Annotated in this window: 18 protein-coding genes; 6 read left to right on the forward strand and 12 right to left on the reverse strand. The window is 62.0% G+C overall.

Going from position 1 to position 19,748, the window contains the following annotated elements; genetic code table 11:
* The first annotated feature begins 113 nt into the window (after nucleotides 1–113).
* Nucleotides 114–1,100, forward strand: coding sequence for a tRNA dihydrouridine(20/20a) synthase DusA (gene dusA, locus OKC41_RS13140; protein WP_010673041.1), 987 nt, complete (start codon nucleotides 114–116; stop codon nucleotides 1,098–1,100).
* 234 nt (nucleotides 1,101–1,334) lie between these two features.
* Here dusA and OKC41_RS13145 read toward each other — a convergent pair whose 3' ends face one another.
* Together OKC41_RS13145 and hupA are read right to left on the reverse strand one after the other, a co-directional pair.
* Entirely contained in the window at nucleotides 1,335–1,760 is a 426-nt protein-coding gene (locus tag OKC41_RS13145) for a hypothetical protein (RefSeq protein ID WP_029313758.1), read from the reverse strand.
* Between the two features lie 113 nt (nucleotides 1,761–1,873).
* Nucleotides 1,874–2,146, reverse strand: a complete 273-nt coding sequence (gene hupA, locus OKC41_RS13150) for a nucleoid-associated protein HU-alpha (protein ID WP_005305063.1) — start codon at nucleotides 2,144–2,146, stop codon at nucleotides 1,874–1,876.
* A gap of 338 nt (nucleotides 2,147–2,484) precedes the next feature.
* Here hupA and OKC41_RS13155 point away from each other — a divergent pair, with 338 nt between their 5' ends.
* Both OKC41_RS13155 and OKC41_RS13160 read left to right on the forward strand, forming a co-directional pair.
* A complete protein-coding gene (locus tag OKC41_RS13155; protein ID WP_029313757.1) occupies nucleotides 2,485–2,967 on the forward strand; it encodes an Rsd/AlgQ family anti-sigma factor in 483 nt (160 codons plus the stop codon).
* A gap of 102 nt (nucleotides 2,968–3,069) precedes the next feature.
* Complete coding sequence (locus OKC41_RS13160) at nucleotides 3,070–3,456, forward strand: PilZ domain-containing protein (protein WP_029313755.1); 387 nt, start codon at nucleotides 3,070–3,072, stop codon at nucleotides 3,454–3,456.
* 53 nt (nucleotides 3,457–3,509) lie between these two features.
* Here the strand turns inward: OKC41_RS13160 and radA are convergent, their stop codons facing one another.
* Nucleotides 3,510–4,874 (reverse strand): DNA repair protein RadA, encoded by a 1,365-nt coding sequence (radA, locus tag OKC41_RS13165; protein ID WP_010673036.1) that lies wholly within the window; start codon nucleotides 4,872–4,874, stop codon nucleotides 3,510–3,512.
* 100 nt (nucleotides 4,875–4,974) lie between these two features.
* Here radA and OKC41_RS13170 point away from each other — a divergent pair, with 100 nt between their 5' ends.
* Complete coding sequence (locus OKC41_RS13170) at nucleotides 4,975–7,350, forward strand: PilZ domain-containing protein (protein WP_270672073.1); 2,376 nt, start codon at nucleotides 4,975–4,977, stop codon at nucleotides 7,348–7,350.
* Between the two features lie 56 nt (nucleotides 7,351–7,406).
* Here the strand turns inward: OKC41_RS13170 and OKC41_RS13175 are convergent, their stop codons facing one another.
* The gene (locus OKC41_RS13175) at nucleotides 7,407–8,312 is read right to left on the reverse strand and encodes an alpha/beta fold hydrolase (RefSeq protein ID WP_270672074.1); all 906 of its coding nucleotides are present in this window, start codon (nucleotides 8,310–8,312) and stop codon (nucleotides 7,407–7,409) included.
* 28 nt (nucleotides 8,313–8,340) lie between these two features.
* Entirely contained in the window at nucleotides 8,341–9,345 is a 1,005-nt protein-coding gene (gene serB / locus OKC41_RS13180) for a phosphoserine phosphatase SerB (protein ID WP_270672075.1), read from the reverse strand.
* Between the two features lie 193 nt (nucleotides 9,346–9,538).
* Between serB and OKC41_RS13185 the strand changes: the two genes are divergently transcribed.
* Together OKC41_RS13185 and OKC41_RS13190 are read left to right on the forward strand one after the other, a co-directional pair.
* Entirely contained in the window at nucleotides 9,539–10,147 is a 609-nt protein-coding gene (locus OKC41_RS13185) for an AhpA/YtjB family protein (protein WP_010673032.1), read from the forward strand.
* Nucleotides 10,148–10,212: 65 nt separating this feature from the next.
* Entirely contained in the window at nucleotides 10,213–12,459 is a 2,247-nt protein-coding gene (locus OKC41_RS13190) for a PAS domain S-box protein (protein WP_270672076.1), read from the forward strand.
* A gap of 64 nt (nucleotides 12,460–12,523) precedes the next feature.
* Here OKC41_RS13190 and deoD read toward each other — a convergent pair whose 3' ends face one another.
* From deoD to OKC41_RS13225, 7 genes are all read right to left on the reverse strand, one after another.
* Complete coding sequence (gene deoD / locus OKC41_RS13195; RefSeq protein ID WP_005341325.1) at nucleotides 12,524–13,240, reverse strand: purine-nucleoside phosphorylase; 717 nt, start codon at nucleotides 13,238–13,240, stop codon at nucleotides 12,524–12,526.
* A gap of 133 nt (nucleotides 13,241–13,373) precedes the next feature.
* A complete protein-coding gene (locus tag OKC41_RS13200) occupies nucleotides 13,374–14,582 on the reverse strand; it encodes a phosphopentomutase (RefSeq protein ID WP_039039948.1) in 1,209 nt (402 codons plus the stop codon).
* Nucleotides 14,583–14,596: 14 nt separating this feature from the next.
* Nucleotides 14,597–15,928: a thymidine phosphorylase gene (gene deoA / locus OKC41_RS13205; protein ID WP_039039947.1), complete on the reverse strand. Its 1,332-nt coding sequence runs from the start codon at nucleotides 15,926–15,928 to the stop codon at nucleotides 14,597–14,599.
* An 82-nt stretch (nucleotides 15,929–16,010) separates the two neighbouring features.
* On the reverse strand, nucleotides 16,011–16,784 hold the full coding sequence (gene deoC / locus OKC41_RS13210) for a deoxyribose-phosphate aldolase (protein ID WP_039039946.1): 774 nt from the start codon (nucleotides 16,782–16,784) through the stop codon (nucleotides 16,011–16,013).
* A 387-nt stretch (nucleotides 16,785–17,171) separates the two neighbouring features.
* On the reverse strand, nucleotides 17,172–17,342 hold the full coding sequence (locus tag OKC41_RS13215) for a XapX domain-containing protein (RefSeq protein ID WP_010673027.1): 171 nt from the start codon (nucleotides 17,340–17,342) through the stop codon (nucleotides 17,172–17,174).
* Between the two features lie 123 nt (nucleotides 17,343–17,465).
* Nucleotides 17,466–18,740, reverse strand: a complete 1,275-nt coding sequence (locus OKC41_RS13220) for a NupC/NupG family nucleoside CNT transporter (RefSeq protein ID WP_010673026.1) — start codon at nucleotides 18,738–18,740, stop codon at nucleotides 17,466–17,468.
* A 213-nt stretch (nucleotides 18,741–18,953) separates the two neighbouring features.
* On the reverse strand, nucleotides 18,954–19,742 hold the full coding sequence (locus OKC41_RS13225) for a TatD family hydrolase (RefSeq protein WP_201895064.1): 789 nt from the start codon (nucleotides 19,740–19,742) through the stop codon (nucleotides 18,954–18,956).
* Nucleotides 19,743–19,748: the final 6 nt, after the last annotated feature.

Here is a 19,748-nt window from a genome sequence, read left to right on the forward strand (position 1 = left end):
TAGCCGGATACTATCACAGGGCCCCCAGTGCGCGGCGACAAAATTCATTTTCTGGGGCTGTCTCACGTTGTGATAGAATCCCGCCCCTTGTTTGGCCAACCCGGATGATTTTTATGCAGGCGCAGCGCTTTTCCATCGCCCCCATGCTGGACTGGACCGATCGGCATTGCCGTTATTTCCACCGTCTGATGACCCGCCAGACCCTGCTCTATACCGAGATGGTGACCACGGGCGCCATCATCCACGGCAAGGGCGACTATCTGGGTTACAGCGAGCAGGAACACCCTCTCGCCCTGCAACTGGGTGGCAGCAACCCGGCAGACCTGGCCCGCTGCGCCAGGCTCGCCGAGGAGCGCGGGTATGACGAGGTCAACCTCAACGTCGGCTGCCCTTCCGATCGGGTGCAAAACGGCCGCTTCGGCGCCTGCCTCATGGGCGAACCCGCGCTGGTGGCTGATTGCGTCAAGGCGATGCGCGACGTAGTCGACATTCCGGTCACCGTGAAGACCCGTATCGGCATCGACGAGCAAGACTCCTACGAGTTCTTGCAGGCCTTCATCGAGCAGGTACGGGACGCCGGTTGCGATACCTTCATCGTCCATGCCCGCAAGGCCTGGCTGAGCGGTCTGAGTCCGAAAGAGAACCGCGAGATCCCGCCCCTCGATTATCCTCGCGTCTACCGGGTCAAGCAGGATTACCCGGATCTGACCATTGCCATCAACGGCGGGGTGACCAGTCTGGAGCAGACTCTTGAACATCTGCAGCACCTCGACGGGGTCATGATGGGCCGCGAAGCCTACCAGAACCCCTACATTCTGGCCCAGGTGGACAATCTGGTGTTCGGCGAGAACCGTGCCGTGCCAAGCCGCCACGAGGTGGTGCGGATGATGCTGCCTTATATCGAACAAGAGCTGGCCAAGGGCAACTACCTCTCCCACATGACCCGCCACATGCTGGGGTTGTTCCAGAACATGCAGGGCGCGCGCGCCTGGCGTCGCCATCTGAGCGAGAATGCCTGCAAGCCGGGGGCCGACATTCAAGTGGTGCTGGACGCCATGGCCAAGGTGCCGGAATTCGCGCCAGCCGACGCGGTGGAGTGATCATGTACCGCTTCACAGGATCCTGACTGCACAAGGCCCTGGTGCGTCTGTGCGCCGGCCTGCTCACCATTCTCGGCATCAAGCTCAGCGCCTTCTATTTCATCGGGCTGCTGATCGTGCTGGGGCTGCACCGGGACCAACTCCTGGGCTGAACGCCACCTCTCTCGAACAAGAAAAAGCCGGCGCCCCTGCGCCGGCTTTTTTGTCACCACGGAGGCGGCCCGACAGTCTGGCTTACTCCTCCTGAACCATAAACTGGAGTTCAGGGGGAGAAGAGGTCAGCACATCGGCGCAGTAATCCCAGGTCGAGATGCGGTAGTGCTGCAAATCTTCATCCAGGTGCAGTCCATCGGATTCCTGATGGAACCAGCTGGCGAAACGGGACGGGGTGATGAGCTGGATCTGCTCCTCGATGACGTGGCTGTCACGCCCCTCCGCCAGATCACAATCCTCCATCACCCGCACCGCGAAGATGTGGCGAAAACTCACCCGGCACAGGGGCAACGGAGGCAGATCGATGCTGCGAGCACGCCCCAGCATGACGGTCAGGGTGTCGCTCCAGATATCCTGATGCAGTTCGGCCACGACCAGGCCGGGAGGGAGTTGACGAGAGGGAGCCCAGGGGACGGCTACCTGCCGAATGGCATTTTTCTGTTCCATATCCACCTCGCTACAGCGCATGCCATATCCTGAGTGTATCTGAAACAAATTTTGACGAAGATGGCAAGAAAAAACCCGGCACAAGCCGGGTTTCATTTGATTACAAGACGATCTTATTTGACGGCGTCTTTCAGCGCCTTGCCAGCCACGAAGGACGGCACATTGGCGGCTGCAATCTGGATCTCTTTACCGGTTTGCGGGTTGCGACCGGTACGGCCCGCGCGATGGTTGACCTTGAAGGTACCAAAACCCACCAACTGAACGGCATCGCCCTCTTTCAGGCTCTGGGTAATACCATTGATGATCTCTTCCAGAGCGACTTTGGCCTGAGCTTTGCTCAGGTCTGCTTTGGCGGCAATTGCATCGACAAGTTGAGCTTTGTTCATAACATTTCCTTTATGATCGGGCATTTAGCACCGGGCCACTCTATTCAAAAAAAAACACTCAGGCAAAGGCTTTATCAGCCGGATTGGCTTGAATGCTGGGGTTTTCATCAAGATCTGCGGAAATAGTCACATATATCGCCCCCTTGTCCCCTGGATGGGCGACAGGATGCGAAGCACCGGTGGGGAGAGGCATGCAAATCCCCGCCTGATGTAACAATATCCCTACACTCCTATTGACGGTCAACTGGATTTTCCCTAGTTATAGGAGTGTCGTCAGTCGATGAGAATGACCGGAGGCGTGCGACCCGAGTGCCGCATGCCATGCCCATGGAGGGACTATGTTAACTGAACTGGAAAAAACCAAGCGCGCGCTGGCAGGCAAGCACAGAGCAATAGATGACTGGCTGGATGCCAGACAGGCGTTGCTGGTCGAGTACATGCGACTGGCAGGCCTCATGCCCGCCAAGTGCAAGCAACGCACCCTCCCAGGCCATGTAGAACTGCAACGTTTTTGCGAACAACTGGTCGACTACGTCAGCGCAGGCCATTTCGAGATCTACAACCACGTCGTCACCGCCTTTGAGCAAGCCAGCGGCGACAAACTGGAGCTGGCCAAGCGCATCTACCCCCATATCCGTGCCTGTACCGAATTCGCGCTGGAGTTCAACGACAAGTACAGCAACGCCGACGAAGCCCAGTTGCTGCAACTGGACGAGGATCTGAACCAACTCGGCCCCGTGCTGGAAGACAGGTTCAAACAGGAGGATCGGCTGGTCAAGGCGCTGCAGGTGGTGGAATCCCTCAGCCATCAGCAGGTCTGATATTCAATATCGGAGCCAGTTCAATATCCTGGCGTGCCAGCTGGATTACACTCTGCAACATGAAGGATGAGCATCTTGCTCGCACGCAGACCGGAGACGACCATGGCCGAGCGCCGCCACTTTACTCGGATTTTCTATTTGACCGCCGCCAAGCTCACCCAGGGTGAACACCAGTGGCGCACCCAGCTGGTCGATGTCTCCCTGCAGGGAGCCCTGCTGCTCAGACCCGAGGATTGGGTCGCCAGCGAGGACAAGGAGTACGAAATCTGCTTCGTGCTCGGGGGCAGCGACATCGAGATCAAGATGCAGGTCGAGCTGACCCACGAAGCCAGCAAGAAGCTGGGGTTTTACTGCCACCACATCGACATCGACAGCGCCACTCACCTCAAGCGGATGATCGAGCTGAACATCGGAGAGGAGCAACTGCTCCATCGCGAGCTGGAGCAGTTGCTGCAAGAGCACCGAGACCACGTCCCCCCCGAATCCTGAGCGGGCGGGCAGAAAAACAAAGGAGCGTCCATACGCTCCTTTTTCATGGTTGGTTACAGGGCCTCGAGGGCATCGGAGAGTTTCTTCACCGGCACCACCTCCATCCCCTCAATGGGATGTTTGGGCGCATTGGCATGAGGCACGATGGCTCGGCGGAAGCCGTGCTTGGCCGCCTCCTGCAGTCGCTCCTGACCCGAGGGCACGGGCCGTATCTCGCCAGAGAGCCCCACCTCGCCAAAGACCACCAGATCCTTGGGCAGGGCCTGATCCCGGAAGCTCGACACCATGGCCAGCAGCAGCGCCAGATCCGCGCTGGTCTCCTCGACTTTGACGCCACCCACCACGTTGATGAACACATCCTGATCCGCCATCTGCAACCCGCCGTGACGATGCAGCACCGCCAGCAGCATGGCGAGACGGTTGTGGTCCATCCCCACCGCCACCCGGCGCGGATTGGAGAGCTGGGAGTAATCCACCAGCGCCTGCAACTCCACCAGCAGGGGGCGCGTGCCTTCCCAGATCACCATGACGATGGAGCCCGGCGCCTGCTCCTCCCCGCGGCTGAGGAAAATCGCGGAAGGATTGCTCACCTCCTTCATTCCCTGCCCAGTCATGGCGAAGACCCCCAGTTCGTTAACCGCACCGAAGCGGTTCTTGTGGGAGCGCAGGGTGCGAAAACGCGAGTCGTGCCCGCCATCCAGCAGCACGGAGCAGTCGATGCAGTGCTCCAGCACCTTGGGACCCGCCAGGGTGCCGTCCTTGGTGACGTGGCCCACCATGAAGATGGCCACATGATTCTGCTTGGCATAGCGTGTCAACAGCGCCGCCGACTCCCGCACCTGGGAGACGGACCCCGGCGCAGACTGCACATCCGCCACGTGCATCACCTGGATGGAGTCGATGACCATGATCTGAGGTTGCTCCTGCTGGGCGATGAGGCAGATCTGCTCGACACTGGTCTCGGACAACATGCGCAGCTTGTCCGTGGGCAGACCCAGCCGACCGGCCCGCATCGCCACCTGTTGCAGTGATTCCTCACCGGTCACATAGAGGGTCTTCATGCGCTGCGCCAGGCCGCACATGGTCTGCAGCAACAGGGTCGACTTGCCGGCCCCGGGGTTGCCGCCGATGAGAATGGCCGAACCGGGGACCACGCCGCCACCGAGTACGCGGTCCAGCTCCTTGAAGCCCGAGCTGAAACGGGGGATCTCCGTGGTGGCGATCTCCGCCAGGGTCTGCACCTGGCTGCCGACTGCGCCCGCATAACCGGTATAGCGAGCGCTCTTGCCGGGTGTCGTCACCCCCAGTCGCACCTCGGTGATGGTGTTCCACTCCTTGCACTCGCTGCACTGGCCTTGCCAGCGGGTGAAGTCGGCTCCACATTCGGAACAAACATAGGCGGTTTTGTTTTTGGCCATGGATAACTCGGGGACAGGATGAATTCCTGCTTGATATACTTGTTTGCGACCGGCAGATCAAACCCAGAATCGGAAAAGTGACTTTCCGCGGCAGGAATACATGGATTCAGAACAACCACTACATCTGATAGAACAACTTGTCCCCCTGCTCCGGGAAAAGGACTTCGACGAAATCTTCAACCGTCTGACCCAGAACGAAAATACCAACAGCCGGTTCCTGCTGAAGATGGAACTCAAACGCAAGTGCACCCCCTGTCGGCGCGTCATCGACATGCGCAACGAGCTGGGCGCCCTCTGTCAGGTGCATGAGTTCGACGGGGTGACCCACTTCATGCCCGCCGAGGCCATCGAGCTGTTTCAATCCCAGTGCTACCTCTACCGGGACAGCTACACCCTGGGGGTCTACGAGGCGCTGCAAGCCTGGTACAAACTCAACCAGGGGCGCAGCGACAATCTGGCGCTGCCCATCAGCCCGTTTCGTCCGTTCGATGTCAGCGCCATCCCCTTCGCCAGCCATTACGGGCGGCAGGAAGAGCGCATGCACTTCAGCTCTCCCATGGTGCTCCAGCTCGCCAACGGCGAGAAGATCCTCGCCAAGAGCTCCGACATCTCCCTCGGCGGCATCCGGGTATCCGTGCCCTATCTGCCCGACTACCAGACAGGCGACCTGATAGCCGTCTTCTTCACCGGACTGGAACGCGATCATCCCCATCCCCTGCTGCGTGACCCCGTCAGCTACCAGATCCTGGGGGAGGAGAGAAAAGAGGACAAATTCTGGCTCAGGCTGCTCAAGAACGGCGAGCATCAGGTGTTTGACGAGTTCCTGCGCGACTTCATCGAGCGCAACCGCAGCCGCTATCGCGTCAGCGTCGACTACCTGCTCTCCGCCGCCGTCATCAAGGGGTATGAGCAGTTCTATCTGCCGCGCATGACCGGCATGCCCCTCTATTTCGGCAAGGGCAGCGTCCCCGCCCTCGAGATCGCCCTGCGCACCGAGAACAACCAGCACATTCTCGAATACTGGCGCGACGCCAAGAACCGCGACATGCTCGCCAGCCTCTTCACCGCTGCCCGCATGCCCTCGTTGCTCCCGGGCACAGAGGGGCTGCGCGAGACGCTGATCTACAGCTTTACCCATGCGGTACGCAGCCACCTCTACTTCTTCTCCGCGACCCGGGAGGAGCTGGAACAGAGCGGACTGACCGCGCTCTTCTTCCAGATCGGCGCCCGCCGCCCCAGTTGGCGGGTGTACAAGTTCAGCATGGAAGCCTGCACCCTGCGGGAGGCCGACCTCGACAACCCCCAGGGCGGGGCGAGCCAGTTGCAGGACAGGCTGCTGCGCGAGCGCCTGGCCCAGCTCGGATACGTGGGCATGCTGCAGGAGATAAACCTGGACAACCAGCGCGACGAGTTCCAGCGAGAGACGGGTCAGGATCCGCTGAACGCCAACGCCTTGCAGCGCTTTGGCCATGACATCCATGCCGCCCCCTTCGAGATAGAGACGCTGCACTATGTGCAACTGCGCAAGGAGGCGCGCTACATGCACAAGACGGCCATCGTCTTGCATCACAAGGAGCGATCCTGGGTCGGCTGGACCCGAGACATCTCGGCCCACGGCATGCAAATCGAGCTGGAGGAGCCGTTCGACGGGGAGAAGGGAGACATCATCACTGTGGCCCTGCCCCGTTTGCAGGAGCTCGCCAGGAACATGGACCTGCAACGCCTGCCCTATCGGCTGGTCAGCCTCAACCTGAGCAGAACCGTGCTGCATCTGTGCATCGAGGGGACGGCCGAGCGCCATACCGGCCACCAGTTCTTCAGCCTGCTTATCGAAAGCAACCAGAACAAGCTCAAGACCACCCGGGAGTTCAATCGCTATCGCGGCATGGCCAGGGCGCTGCGCAACCTCTACACCCACCACCTGTTCAACACCCCCGTCTATGTGAACAAGCTCAAGGCCGCCCCGAAACTGGCCGCGGCCGGCCTCTCGCCACAGCCACGCAGCCTTTCCCGTCTGCTGCGCATCTGTGCCGAGCAGGATCAGCAGTTGAACCTGTATCCCCTGTTCCAGGGGGCACTGCTCAAGGCCCTGCTGCTCAATCCCCTGCGCGCCATCGAGCGGGAAGACAAGCCGGAAGAGGAGGAGGTCTACATCGCCGCCCTCCACTCCCAGGGGGGAACCCCCCTGTTTCGCAGCCACCTGGCCAGCAGCTTCAGCTCACCGGATCAAAAGCGCCGTTTCATCGAGCTGGCCCGGCAACAGGGAGAGTTCTATTCGGTACTGGTGGGTATTTCGCGCACCGGCCGCCCGGACACCAGCTTCATCGCGGGTGAACTGGACTACATCGCCAAGTTCGCCATTCACAAGGCCAAGAAGCTGGAAGAGGAGCTCTGGAGTGTCGTGGGCGTGGGTGAACTGACCGATACCACCGAGGCGACCCTGTTCCGCCTTGGCATACCATCCGGGTCCCGCTAGCCAGCAGGGCAGGAAGACAACAAAAAACGGGCACGCAAGTGCCCGTTTTTTGTCTATCAGGAAGCCTGGGGGTTGCGCAGCCAGGCGAGGATGTCGGGGAAGTGATCCTCCTGTGCCTGGGGGGCCGTCAACATGTTGATGTGGTCGTAATCGAGTCGGTTGCCGTTGTCCCGCCCAAGGCGGGTGTGGCGGGCGGCCGAGCCCATCTCGTCGCTGAAGCGGCGCACGTCGACGGGGTGGCCAAGTACCTTGTCCGCCTTGGCGGAGATCATCCAGAGCGGGGGCCAGTTGACCCGGCTCGCCGCCTCGTCATAGGCGAAACCGTCAAAGGGGTCCAACCAGGGCCCGCACTTGACCCAGGGGATGGTCTCCTGCAGGTAGCGCAGGGGCTCATCATCGGCCCCTATCTTCAACCGGCGGGCGGCCAGAAACCCCTGGCGGCGCGCCAGCCAGGGGGCGAGCCTGTTCCAAATCAGATCCACCTTCAACCAGCGCTCCGGGTTCTGCACCGAGACCCCCCGCTTGGTGCCGAAGAACACCAGGCTGGCAACCTGCTCCGCCAGCTCGGGGAAGCGCACCAGAGTCGAGGCCATGATGACGCCGCCCCAGGAGTGGGCCATCCAGTGCACCCGGGCACCGGCATGGCGGGCCGATACCCAGCGCTGCAGGGCGGGCAGATCCTCGGTGATCAGCTCATGCTGACCATGGCCGGCCCGCTCGGCGATGGTCGGTGTGCTCAGACCCCGACCACGCAAATCCGCCACATAGACCTGATACCCGTGGCGAGCCAGAAAGCAGGCCAGCCCCTTGCCCGATTCGGTGTAGAAGATGCGGCCGTTCTCGATGGCCCCGTGCACCATCAGGATGGGGTCGGCATGCACCGCGACACCGGGCTGGATATGGCGCACATGGAGTCGATGCTCACCGCAGGGGACAAACAGGGATTGCTGTAACAGTTCCATCTCGTGATCGGCTCCTCCTTGAGCGGGATCAGCACCAGCGTCGGTCGCGACAAGCCAGGGCGCCGAGCAGGCAGAGCACCCCTTCCAGATCGTGGTGATTGAGGGTCGCCGCCGCCTGGGCACGAACCAGGGGTTTGGCATGAATGGCAATGCCAAGCCCCGCCACCACCATCATCTTGAGATCGTTGGCACCATCGCCGACCGCGACCGTCTGGGATGCAACCACCCCGTACTCCGAGGCCAGCTGTTGCAGTGCCTCGGCCTTGGCGGCGGCATCGACGATGGGGCCGCTCACCTTGCCGGTCAGCAGGCCCCCTTCCACCGCCAGCTCGTTGGCGAAAATGGCATCCAGACCCAGGGCACGCTGCAACTCGCCGGCAAAGCGGGTGAAGCCACCGGAGGCGATCGCCACCTTCCAGCCAGCCTGCTTGAGGGTATCGACCATGAGTGGCAGGCCCGGCATCCAGGGCATGTCGGCCGCCACCTCGTCGAGGATGGTGACCGGCGCCCCTTCCAGCAGCGCCACCCGGGCACGCAGACTGTCGGCAAACTCCAGCTTGCCCTGCATGGCTGCCGCGGTAACGGCCGCCACCTGCTCACCTACCCCGGCCAGCCGCGCGATTTCGTCGATGCACTCTATCCTGATCGCGGTGGAATCCATGTCCATCACCAGCAGACCCGGCTCACTCAGGGTAGGCAGGGCGGCCAGATGACACAGGTCGATGTCCCACTCCTGGGCTTTGAGCACCTGCACCAGCTCGGGGGAGAAGCGGTTGGTGCCAAGCAGCAGCAGCGGAATACCGGCCTGCTCCCCTGCGGGATAGAGGCTGGCCTCCAGCCCCAGGGCATCCAGCTGCTGGGCCAGGCGGGCCAGATGACCGGCCTCCAGCCCCTTGCCAAACAGGACAATCCAGGCGCTGTCATGGGCGTTGGCCGCGGGCAGCAGGGCTTCGTTGGTGAGCTGCCAACAGGGGGCACAGCTCAGGGCCCCGGACCAGTCGTGCAGGGAGCGGGGAAGTTGGGACAACAACATAAGAGAGACGCCTTCCTTGGAAATCATGGGGTTCATCATGCGGGCCCAGAGTAGCGTATTGCTTTTTGTACAGGCAAGCGCCAAGATCCCGCCTGCGGTGCGGGCAGAGATGGAAACAGACCACCCTGTTTCCCGCTTCGCGGCACCGGGGCACCAGCCAGCCCCGCTCATCCATTACCAGAGGCCCGGTTCTGTGCGTCATCTTCCCATCAAACGTGTTGTCAGCCTGGCGGCGGGAGTCCTGCTCGGTCTCTGGGTGCTGGTGCTGCTCATCCACATGCAGGGAGAGAGCCAGGCCGCCCTGCACGCGGCCGCACGGGACAGGGCACAGGCGCTGGTCGCCTATGCCGCCCGGGACATGCGCCGCTGGATCAAGGAGGACAAGGAGAGCGAGCTGGAGAGACTGGCGCAGGATCTGGCCGCCGAGCCTGACATTCTGGATGTCACCCTCTATGACGCCCGCGGCATTCCCCTCGCCCAGTCGGACAACGCCCTGCCGCTGGACAGCCTGCTGCCCATCGGCAGCGACAACAAATCCCTGCCGGAGCAGGGCAAGGGGCGCATCCAGTTCGTCCAGGAGATCCAGGACGGAAACCTGACCCTGGGTTATCTGAGGATCACCCTGGAAGAGCAGAAACTGCTGGCCGCACAGGATACCCATCTCAAGGTCAACCAGGAGAAACAGCGCCTGATGCTGCTGGTGATGCTGCTGGCCGGCCTGCTCATCTCCTACGGGGTGCGTCGCAACTACATGCGGGTGCGCAAGCACAAGAAACAGAGCAAACCCGCCGCTCCGCAATAAGCGGGAGTGGATCCCATCCTCCGGCTTGTATATAACACTGGCAAGATCACTGGCAGGAGAGCCACATGATTGCCCCCCCCTTGCCTCGGGATGAACACAGTCGACTGGAACGACTGCGCATCCTCGGCCTGCTCGACCACGAGCCCATCGATCAGCTTGATCGCCTCACCCGGCTCATCACCCGCCATTTCGCACTCCCCATCGCCATGGTCTCCCTGACCGACGTGAACAGGCAGTGGTTTCTCGCCCGCACCGGGGTCGATATGTGCGAGATCAATCGGGAGCACTCCTTCTGCGGTCATGCCATTTTGCGCCCCGACATCATGCAAGTACCGGATGCCAGACGGGATCTCCGCTTTGCCGACAATCCGCTGGTGACCGATGATCCCGGCGTGGTCTTCTACGCCGGTCGGCCCCTGCGGGCGCTGGATGGCGTGGTGCTCGGCACCCTCTGCCTGGTGGACCATGTGCCGCGCCATCTCGACGAAGATGCCTGCCGGGATCTCGACGACTTCGGCCGCCTGGTGGAGAACACCCTGCACGATCTGGAGCGGCGCCACCAGGTGCGTACCCTCAACCAGGTGCTGGAAGACAAGGAGCATCTCTTCACCCTGACCTTCAACCAGTCGTCGGTGGGCATGGCCCTCTCCTCCCTCGAGGGGAAATGGCTGAGAGCCAACCCGGGGCTGGAGCGGCTGCTCGGTTACAGCGAGCACGAGATGCTCAGCAGGACCTGGCTCGCCATGACCCATCCCGAAGATCTGCAGCGGGAGCAGCCCCTGTTCGATGCCCTGATCGCGGGGCAACGGCAGGATTACCGGCTGGAGAAGCGGATGATCCGGGCCGATGGCACCCAGTGCTGGGTCCAGCTCAGCGTGACCCTCTGCCAGAGCCGCACCATGGCCCCCCACATGATCGCCGTGTTTGCCGACCTCACCGAGCGCAAACAGGCCGAAGCCGAACTCGTGCGGCTGCAGCAAGGGCTCGAGCAGCAGGTGCAGTCACGGACCAGTGAGCTCTCCCGCACGGTGGAACAGCTGCATCAGGAGATGCGCGAGCGCGGCGCCATGCAGCAGCAGCTGTGGCAGGAGCAGCGCCGCCTGCAGCACATGCTGGAGCACACCAGCAATGCCTTCCTCGAGCTCGATGCCGATTTCATCATCACAGGCTGGAACCCGGCCTCCACCACCCTGCTCGGCTGGCACGCCGACGAGATGCTGGGTCGTCCCCTCTTCGGGCTGCTCGGCGCCGAGCATCCCCTGCTGAGCCTGTCAGGCAACCCGCAGAGTCCGCCACGGCGGCTGGAGTGCGACATCATCACCCGCGCAGGCCGGCACATCCCGGTCGAGGTGATCGCCGAGCGTTACCAGTTCGACGGCAAGGTGCGCATCGCCCTGTTTTTGCACGACATCACGGCCCGCCGCCAGGTGCTGGCCGAGATTGAGCGTGGCCGTGCCCGGCTGCGGGCCATCACCGATGGCCTGCCGGTCACCATCAGCATGGTGTCACCCGAGGGGCGTTACCTGTTCGCCAACCAGGCCTATTGCCGCTACTTCGGGCTCGATACCGAACAGATGCGGGAGATGAGCGTACGGGACGTCATCGGCGAGGAGGCCCACGACAGGGCCATGGCCTATGTGGCAAAGGCCCTCGCCGGTGAACAGGTGAGTTTCGAGCGCCGCTTCGATCTGCCCATAGGTCAGCGTGACCTCAGGATCACCATGATCCCGAGCCGGGGCGACGAGCCCGGGGTCTACATCCTCGGCAGCGACATCACCGAGTTCAAGGCGCTGCAAAGCCAGCTGGAACACGAGGCGGCTCACGACCCCCTCACCGGCCTGCCCAACCGGCGCGCCTTCACCCTGCGCCTCTCCCGGGAGCTGGAGCGGGTGCGCCAGAATGCCGAACCCCTGGGCCTGCTGTTCCTCGATCTCGACGGCTTCAAGGGGATCAACGACAGGCTGGGACACCACGTCGGCGATGCTCTGTTGCAACGCTTCGCCCAGGTGCTGAGTGCCGAGGTGCGCCCGAGGGACATGGTGGCGCGCCTGGCCGGCGACGAGTTCACCATCATACTGCCCGCCTTGCGCCAACCGGCGCAGGAGCTGCCCGCCCTGTGCGAGCGGCTGCTGGCGGCCATGGCGGTTCCTGGAGACGTGGCCGGTCATCGGCTGCCCCTTGCCGGCAGCATAGGGGGCGCCCTCTGCCACTCGGGCCAGTATTGTCACATCGACGATCTGCTGCACCGGGCCGATGCCGCCATGTACCAGGCCAAACAGGCGGGCAAGGGGCGCTTCGCCCTCGATCTCTGACCGTGCTTCGCAAAAATGCAAAACGGCGGCCCGAGGGCCGCCGTTTTTTTATGCGCGAGGGGGATCAGTTGTCACCCAGCAGGACGGAGTCCAGCGCGATTTCGATCATGTCGTTGAAGGTCAGCTGACGCTCTTCGGAGGTGGTCTGCTCACCAGTACGGATATGGTCGGAGACGGTGCAGATGGTCAGCGCCTTGGCACCGTACTCGGCGGCCACGCCATAGATACCGGCGGCTTCCATCTCGACACCCAGGATGCCGTATTTTTCCATGACGTCGAACATGGAGGGGTCGGGGGTGTAGAACAGATCGGCGGAGAAGATGTTGCCCACGCGCACGGCCACGCCCTTGTTCTTGGCGGCCTGAACGGCATTGGCCACCAGGTCGAAGTCGGCGATGGCGGCGAAGTCGTGGTCCTTGAAGCGCAGACGGTTCACTTTGGAGTCGGTGCAGGCACCCATGCCGATCACCACGTCACGCAGTTTCACGTCTTCACGCACGGCACCGCAGGAGCCCACGCGGATCAGGGTCTTCACGCCGTAATCGGTGATCAGCTCTTTTGCGTAGATGGAGCAGGACGGGATGCCCATGCCGTGACCCATGACGGAGATGCGACGACCCTTGTAGGTGCCGGTGAAACCGAACATGTTGCGCACGTCGCACACCTGCTCGACGTTCTCCAGGAAAGTTTCGGCGATGTACTTGGCACGCAGGGGGTCGCCCGGCATCAGCACGGTATCAGCAAAGGCGCCATCTTTCGCATTGATATGAGGAGTTGCCATTCTCTTTATTCCTTCACACTAGGTTGAGTTTTATTGTCTTTATGGATTGTCCGCTGCCTGCGCGGCGGCGGTACATTACAGGAAACCAGGGCCCTGTGGCACCCCGGGCAGGCGAACCGGCCCGGGGTCACCATCACAGGAAGCTGGTACCGTATTGCAGCTTGGGCAGGCCGTGGTAGGCCGCGATGCTCTGGCCGATGTCGGCGAAGGTCTCGCGACGACCGACGGAGCCCGCCTTGACCGGCTTGCCGTAGAACAGTACCGGAATGTATTCGCGGGTGTGGTCGGTACCGCTCCAGGTCGGGTCACAGCCGTGGTCGGCGGTCAGCACCACCACGTCGCCATCCTGCAGCAGGTCGAACAGCTCCGGCAGGCGGGAGTCGAAGTACTCCAGCGCATCGGCGTAGCCCTTGACGTCACGGCGGTGACCGTAGGAGGAGTCAAAGTCCACGAAGTTGGTGAAGACGATGGTCTGGTCACCGGCCGCTTTCACCTCTTCCAGAGTCCTGTCCCACAGCTCGGTCAGACCGGTCCCCTTCACCTGCTTGGTGATGCCCTGCTGGGCATAGATGTCGGCGATCTTGCCGATGGAGACCACCTGGCCACCCGCTTCCTTCATGTAGTCCAGCACGGTCGGCGCCGGCGGCAGCACGGAGTAGTCGTGGCGGTTGCCGGTGCGCTTGAAGTTGCCCTTGCCGCTGCCCACGAACGGACGCGCGATGACGCGGCCGATGTTGTAGGGCTCCAGCAGCTCGCGCACGATGTGGCACAGCTCATAGAGCTTCTCGAGGCCATAGGTCTCTTCGTGGCAGGCGATCTGGAACACGGAGTCAGCAGAGGTGTAGAGGATCGGCTTGCCGGTGCGCATGTGCTCTTCGCCCAGATCGTCCAGCACCTGGGTGCCGGAGGCGTGGCAGTTGCCCAGATACCCAGGCAGACCGGCCTTCTCGACGATGGCATCCAGCAGCTCCTGCGGGAAGCTGTTGTGATGGTCGTGGAAATAACCCCACTCGAACAAGACGGGCACGCCGGCAATCTCCCAGTGACCGGACGGGGTGTCCTTGCCGGAGGAGAGCTCCTGGGCAAAGCCGTAGGCACCGATCACCTCGACATCCTTGTTCAGTCCGGCCGGGAAGGTGCCGCTGGCGAGTTCGCCCGCGTGGCCCAGACCCAGCTTGCTGAGGTTTGGCAGGTTGAGAGCGCCACGGCCCTCGATCTCACCGGCGGCGCACGCCTTGGCGATATGGCCAAGGGTATTGGCCCCCACGTCGCCGAACTTGTCGGCATCGGCGGCAGCACCAATACCGAAAGAGTCCATCATCAGAATAAAGGTACGTTTCATGGGACTTCCCCTTGTTACAAATCAGCCAGACCGATGCGACGGTAAACCTCGGGCAGCGCCTCTGGTCGGGTGTCGCCGATCTTCACGGCAGCCTGCACCATGCGGGCAGCCTCGGCAAATTGAGCTTCTGTCTGAGCGTGGATCAGGGCGAGCGGCTTGTCAGCATCGACGCTCTGACCCAGGCGGATAAAGTCGGTTAGACCGACCGCATAATCGAGTTTGTCGGCGGCGGCGCGACGACCACCGCCCATGGCGACCACCGCCAGGCCCAGTTCACGGGTGTCCATCGCGGTGACGAATCCGCTGTGGGCCGCGTAGACGGGGCGCACGATGGCGGCTTTGGGCAGGTAGGCGTCGTAGCGCTCCATGAAGTCGGCGGGACCACCGAGGCCGGTCACCATGCGCCCGAAGATCTCGGCTGCCTTGCCGTTGTCGAGCACCGCTTGCAGCTTGGTGCGGGCATCGCCGTCATCGCTGGCAAGACCGGCGGAGATCAGCATCTCGGCGCACAGGGCCATGGTCACTTCGTGGATGCGCGGGTTGCGATACTCACCGGTCAGGTAGCGCACCGCTTCGCGCACTTCCACGGCGTTGCCGGCGCTGGAGGCCAGCACCTGGTTCATATCGGTCAGGAGTGCAGAGGTGCGGCAGCCGGCCCCGTTGGCCACGGCGACGATGCTCCTGGCCAGCTCTTCAGAGGCTTCAAAGGTCGGCATGAAGGCGCCGGAGCCCACTTTCACGTCCATCACCAGCGCTTCCAACCCGGAGGCGAGCTTCTTGGAGAGGATGGAGCCGGTGATCATGGCAATGGACTCGACGGTGGCGGTGATATCCCGTACCGCGTAGATACGCTTGTCCGCCGGGGCGAGATCGCCGGTCTGGCCGATGATGGCGACCCCCGCCTCTTTCACCACTTTCAGGAAGCGGTCGTTGTCGACCGAGGTCTGGTAGCCGGGGATGGCATCCAGCTTGTCCAGGGTACCGCCGGTGTGGCCGAGACCCCGGCCGGAGATCATGGGCACGAAACCGCCGCACGCAGCGACCATGGGGCCCAACATCAGGGAGACGACGTCACCCACACCGCCGGTGGAGTGCTTGTCGACGATGGGGCCGCCCAGATTGAGGTGATCCCAGGTCAATACCATGCCGGAGTCGCGCATGGCGCAGGTCAGGGCGACCCGCTCATCCATGGTCATGTCCTTGAAGTAGACAGCCATGGCCAGGGCCGCAATCTGGCCTTCGCCGATGGTGTTGTTGGTAATGCCCTGGACGAAGAATTGAATCTCTTGGGTACTGAGCGCTTCACCGTTGCGCTTCTTGCGAATAATTTCTTGAGGCAAAAACATCTTTCATTCCCTCCGTGCATCACGCACGAACACAGACCGAACCAGATCCGAAAGGGGGCGGCGCACCGCCCCCTGCCGCCGCTTAGTAACCGCTGGTATTGGCAGGCTTGTCGCCATGCCCCAGGGTCGCCAGCAGGCTGGCCAGCAGACTGGAGGCGCCGAAGCGGAAGGTGCGGGCGGATACCCAGTCCTTGCCCAGGATCTCTTCAGCCATGGCCAGGTACTGGCCCGCCACGGCGGCGTCTTTCACGCCACCGGCCGGCTTGAAGCCCACTTTCGGGTTCTTGGCCTTGATCACTTCCATCATGATGCGGGCAGCTTCCGGGGTCGCGTTCACCGGCACCTTGCCGGTGGAGGTCTTGATGAAATCGGCACCGGCGTCGATGGAGATCTCGGAGGCGCGACGGATCAGCGCCTCTTCCTTCAACTCGCCGGTCTCGATGATCACTTTCAGCAGTACCTTGGCGCCGCAGGCTTCCTTACATGCTTTGACCAGATCGAAGCCGACCTGTTCATTGCCGGCCATGAAGGCGCGGTACGGGAAGACCACGTCCACCTCGTCGGCACCGTAGGCCACGGCGGCACGGGTCTCGGCCACGGCGATCTCGATGTCGTCGTTGCCGTGGGGGAAGTTGGTCACGGTCGCGATGCGCACGTCGGCGGCGCCGATGTCACGCAGGGTCTTGCGCGCGATGGGGATGAAACGGGGGTAGATGCAGACGGCGGCGGTCAGGCCGGCCGGAGACTTGGCCTTGTGGCACAGGTCGATCACCTTCTGATCGGTGTCGTCATCGTTCAGGGTGGTCAGGTCCATCAGGTTCAGGGCGCGTTGGGCGGCCACTTTCAGATCAGTCATGCTATGTCTCCAAAGTCTTGTTAAGCCCCATCACCCGCGATCGGCTTCACCGAACACCAAGGGTCGGCAGAGACGTTCCCGGAGCAACGGGATATGGAATTGCAGCGCAAATGCACAGGCAATACGGCTGCAAATAAGGCAAGAGCCCTGTCACTTTCTTACAAAAGTGCGGACTTGGTTCCATGAAGACTTGAGAAAGGCCGACTACGCAGACCCGACTTCCCAATCAATTCCATTTGACCGCCAACACCCGGATTCACCGGGCATTAGTCAATGCCAGCACCCTGCTGGCATCGCCTATTTCAGCCGAGATACCCCGTGTTTGCAAGCCGGATTTGCCAATTTCAGAGGTACCTCACACCCGGCAAATCCAGCGCTGGAAGGCGCTTAAGAGAAGAAGCGGGTCAGGATCCAGGAGTAGGCAATGCCCCCCAGATAGACCCCCACGATCCCCATGACGCCGGAGAGGACGGGCGGCGCCGGTATCGGCAACTTGAGGAAAGAAAACAACACCCCAACGATAAAGCCGGCCGCCATAGCCAGTAGCACTTCATTCATAGAACCTCCGATTTGACTCACTTTATTATTAGTCTTGACAGGAAAACGGTTGTCACCACCCCAAACGAGAACGCCACAGCAAATCGCTGTGGCGTTCGTCTTTATCCTGTCAGTCAGGCGATGTTACATGCCGGACAGCGCCAGGAAGAAGCCTGCGATGGTCGCAGACATCAGGTTGGACAGGGAACCTGCCAGCACGGCCTTCAGACCGAACTTGGCGATGGTGCCGCGACGGTTCGGTGCCATGGAGCCCAGACCACCCAGCAGGATGGCGACGGAGGACAGGTTGGCGAAGCCGCACAGGGCGAAGGAGATGATCGCCTTGGTGTGCTCGGACATGGCCACTCCGTTGATCAGCACTTCATCCTTCAGGTAGGGGGCGAAGTTCAGGTAGGCCACGAACTCGTTGACCACCAGCTTCTGACCGATGAAGGAACCGGCCACGACCGCTTCGCTCCAGGGCACGCCGATCAAGAAGGCCAGCGGGGAGAACAGCCAGCCCAGCAGCAGCTCCAGGGAGAGTTGCGGGTAACCGAACCAGCCGCCCACACCGGAGAAGATGCCGTTGATCATGGCGATGAGGCCGATGAAGGCCAGCAGCATGGCACCCACGTTCAGGGCCAGTTGCAGACCGGCGGAGGCACCGGCGGCGGCAGCGTCGATCACGTTGGCAGGCTTGTCGTCCAGCTCACCTTCTGCGGTGTTCTCGTCGTAGCTCGGGGTCTCGGTTTCCGGTACCAGCAGCTTGGCGAACAGCAGACCACCCGGGGCAGCCATGAAGGAGGCGGCGATCAGGTATTCCATCTTGACGCCCATGGAGGCGTAACCGGCCAGCACGGAGCCAGCAACGGAAGCCAGACCACCACACATGACGGCAAACAGCTCGGAGTCGGTCATCTTGGAGATGAAGGGACGTACCACCAGCGGGGCTTCGGTCTGACCGACGAAGATGTTGGCAGTGGCGGAGAGGGATTCGGTACGGGAGGTGCCCAGCACCTTCTGCAGACCGCCGCCCAGCAGCTTGATCACCCACTGCATGATGCCGAGGTAGTAGAGTACCGCGATCAGGGAAGAGAAGAAGATGATGACGGGCAGGACGCGGAAGGCGAAGACGAAGCCACCGCCACCGAATACTTCGAACATCTTGTTGCCAACCAGACCACCGAACAGGAATTCGATGCCGTTCTGGCCATAACCGATGACGCTGGAGACGGCGTCGGACACGCCAACCAGGATGTCACGACCGACCGGCACGTAGAGCACGAAGGCCCCCAGACCGGCCTGGATGGCAAAGGCGCCACCTACGGTACGAATTTTGATTGCCTTGCGGTTGCTGGAGAACAGCACCGCAATCAGGATGAGCGTCGCCATCCCTACCAGACCCATTATCAGATTCATTATTAACACTTCCTCTTTAGTAGCACCTGCCAGCTTGTTAACGATTTGTGTATTGAAGCCGCTAATCAAGGGTGCGCATTATACTAATTACGGTGCGACAAAATAGAATACTGGTCACATTTTATAAGCCACAAACGGCCTGAACATCGTTTAATTAGACCGCAAACGATTTTTATGGGCCCTGTTTTTTATCACTCGGTCATCATTTGATAATCAAATGTTAATTTCATGATTTCCTGGGGGGAACAGCCGCCGGGTGGAGTCATGTAACACCGAAATAACATCCTCCAGCGGTTGCTGCCGCAATTGTGCCAACAAGCGGGCTATGGTCGGCAGGCTGGCCGGCGTGTTCACCTCCCCCTGCTGGCCTTGCAGCGGCATGTCGGGAGCGTCGGTTTCCAGCAGCAAGGCCTCCAGCGGCATCTGGCGTATCGCCTCCCGGGTCTTGTTGGCCCGCTCATAGCTGATGACCCCCCCGATCCCCAGCCTGAAACCCAGTTGCCAGAACACCTCCGCCTGATGCAGGGAGCCGCTGAAGGCGTGAATGACCCCCCCTTGTGGCGGAGTGAAGCGCCGCAGGATCTTGGCGACCGTGTCGTTGGCACGCACCGAGTGGACGATGAGGGGCAGCTCATGCGCCATGGCCAGTCGCACCTGCGCCTCGAACATCTCGACCTGCCCCTCCTGCGGCACATGGGAGCGCAGATCCAGCCCGCACTCCCCCACGGCCACCAGCCCACGGGGCCGACTCGCCAGCAGGGTCTCCAGCCGGGTCAGTACATCCCGGGGCTGCTTGCCCACATACCAGGGATGGATCCCCAGGCCATAACGGATGTCGTCGTGGCGCCCGGCCAGCGCCACCACCCGCCCCCAGTTTTCCTCTCCCACGGCGGGGATGATATACTCGCCCACCCCCAGCTGGCGCCACCGGGTCAGCAGCGCCTCCCTATCGGCGTCAAAGACCGGAAAATCGAGGTGGCAGTGGGTGTCTATCAATTCCATGTCGCG

This window comes from Aeromonas sp. QDB17, from assembly GCF_027705305.1.
Taxonomy (GTDB): Bacteria; Pseudomonadota; Gammaproteobacteria; order Enterobacterales; family Aeromonadaceae; genus Aeromonas; species Aeromonas caviae.

Coding starts and splice junctions, on each gene's coding strand:
- OKC41_RS13170 (WP_270672073.1), top strand. CDS start 4,975: ATGGATTCAGAACAACCACTACATCTGATAGAACAACTTGTCCCCCTG.
- OKC41_RS13220 (WP_010673026.1), bottom strand. CDS start 18,740: ATGAATCTGATAATGGGTCTGGTAGGGATGGCGACGCTCATCCTGATT.
- deoC (WP_039039946.1), bottom strand. CDS start 16,784: ATGACTGATCTGAAAGTGGCCGCCCAACGCGCCCTGAACCTGATGGAC.
- OKC41_RS13160 (WP_029313755.1), top strand. CDS start 3,070: ATGGCCGAGCGCCGCCACTTTACTCGGATTTTCTATTTGACCGCCGCC.
- radA (WP_010673036.1), bottom strand. CDS start 4,874: ATGGCCAAAAACAAAACCGCCTATGTTTGTTCCGAATGTGGAGCCGAC.
- deoD (WP_005341325.1), bottom strand. CDS start 13,240: ATGGCAACTCCTCATATCAATGCGAAAGATGGCGCCTTTGCTGATACC.
- hupA (WP_005305063.1), bottom strand. CDS start 2,146: ATGAACAAAGCTCAACTTGTCGATGCAATTGCCGCCAAAGCAGACCTG.
- OKC41_RS13190 (WP_270672076.1), top strand. CDS start 10,213: ATGATTGCCCCCCCCTTGCCTCGGGATGAACACAGTCGACTGGAACGA.
- OKC41_RS13145 (WP_029313758.1), bottom strand. CDS start 1,760: ATGGAACAGAAAAATGCCATTCGGCAGGTAGCCGTCCCCTGGGCTCCC.
- OKC41_RS13215 (WP_010673027.1), bottom strand. CDS start 17,342: ATGAATGAAGTGCTACTGGCTATGGCGGCCGGCTTTATCGTTGGGGTG.
- OKC41_RS13175 (WP_270672074.1), bottom strand. CDS start 8,312: ATGGAACTGTTACAGCAATCCCTGTTTGTCCCCTGCGGTGAGCATCGA.
- deoA (WP_039039947.1), bottom strand. CDS start 15,928: ATGTTTTTGCCTCAAGAAATTATTCGCAAGAAGCGCAACGGTGAAGCG.
- OKC41_RS13225 (WP_201895064.1), bottom strand. CDS start 19,742: ATGGAATTGATAGACACCCACTGCCACCTCGATTTTCCGGTCTTTGAC.
- serB (WP_270672075.1), bottom strand. CDS start 9,345: ATGTTGTTGTCCCAACTTCCCCGCTCCCTGCACGACTGGTCCGGGGCC.
- OKC41_RS13200 (WP_039039948.1), bottom strand. CDS start 14,582: ATGAAACGTACCTTTATTCTGATGATGGACTCTTTCGGTATTGGTGCT.
- OKC41_RS13155 (WP_029313757.1), top strand. CDS start 2,485: ATGTTAACTGAACTGGAAAAAACCAAGCGCGCGCTGGCAGGCAAGCAC.
- dusA (WP_010673041.1), top strand. CDS start 114: ATGCAGGCGCAGCGCTTTTCCATCGCCCCCATGCTGGACTGGACCGAT.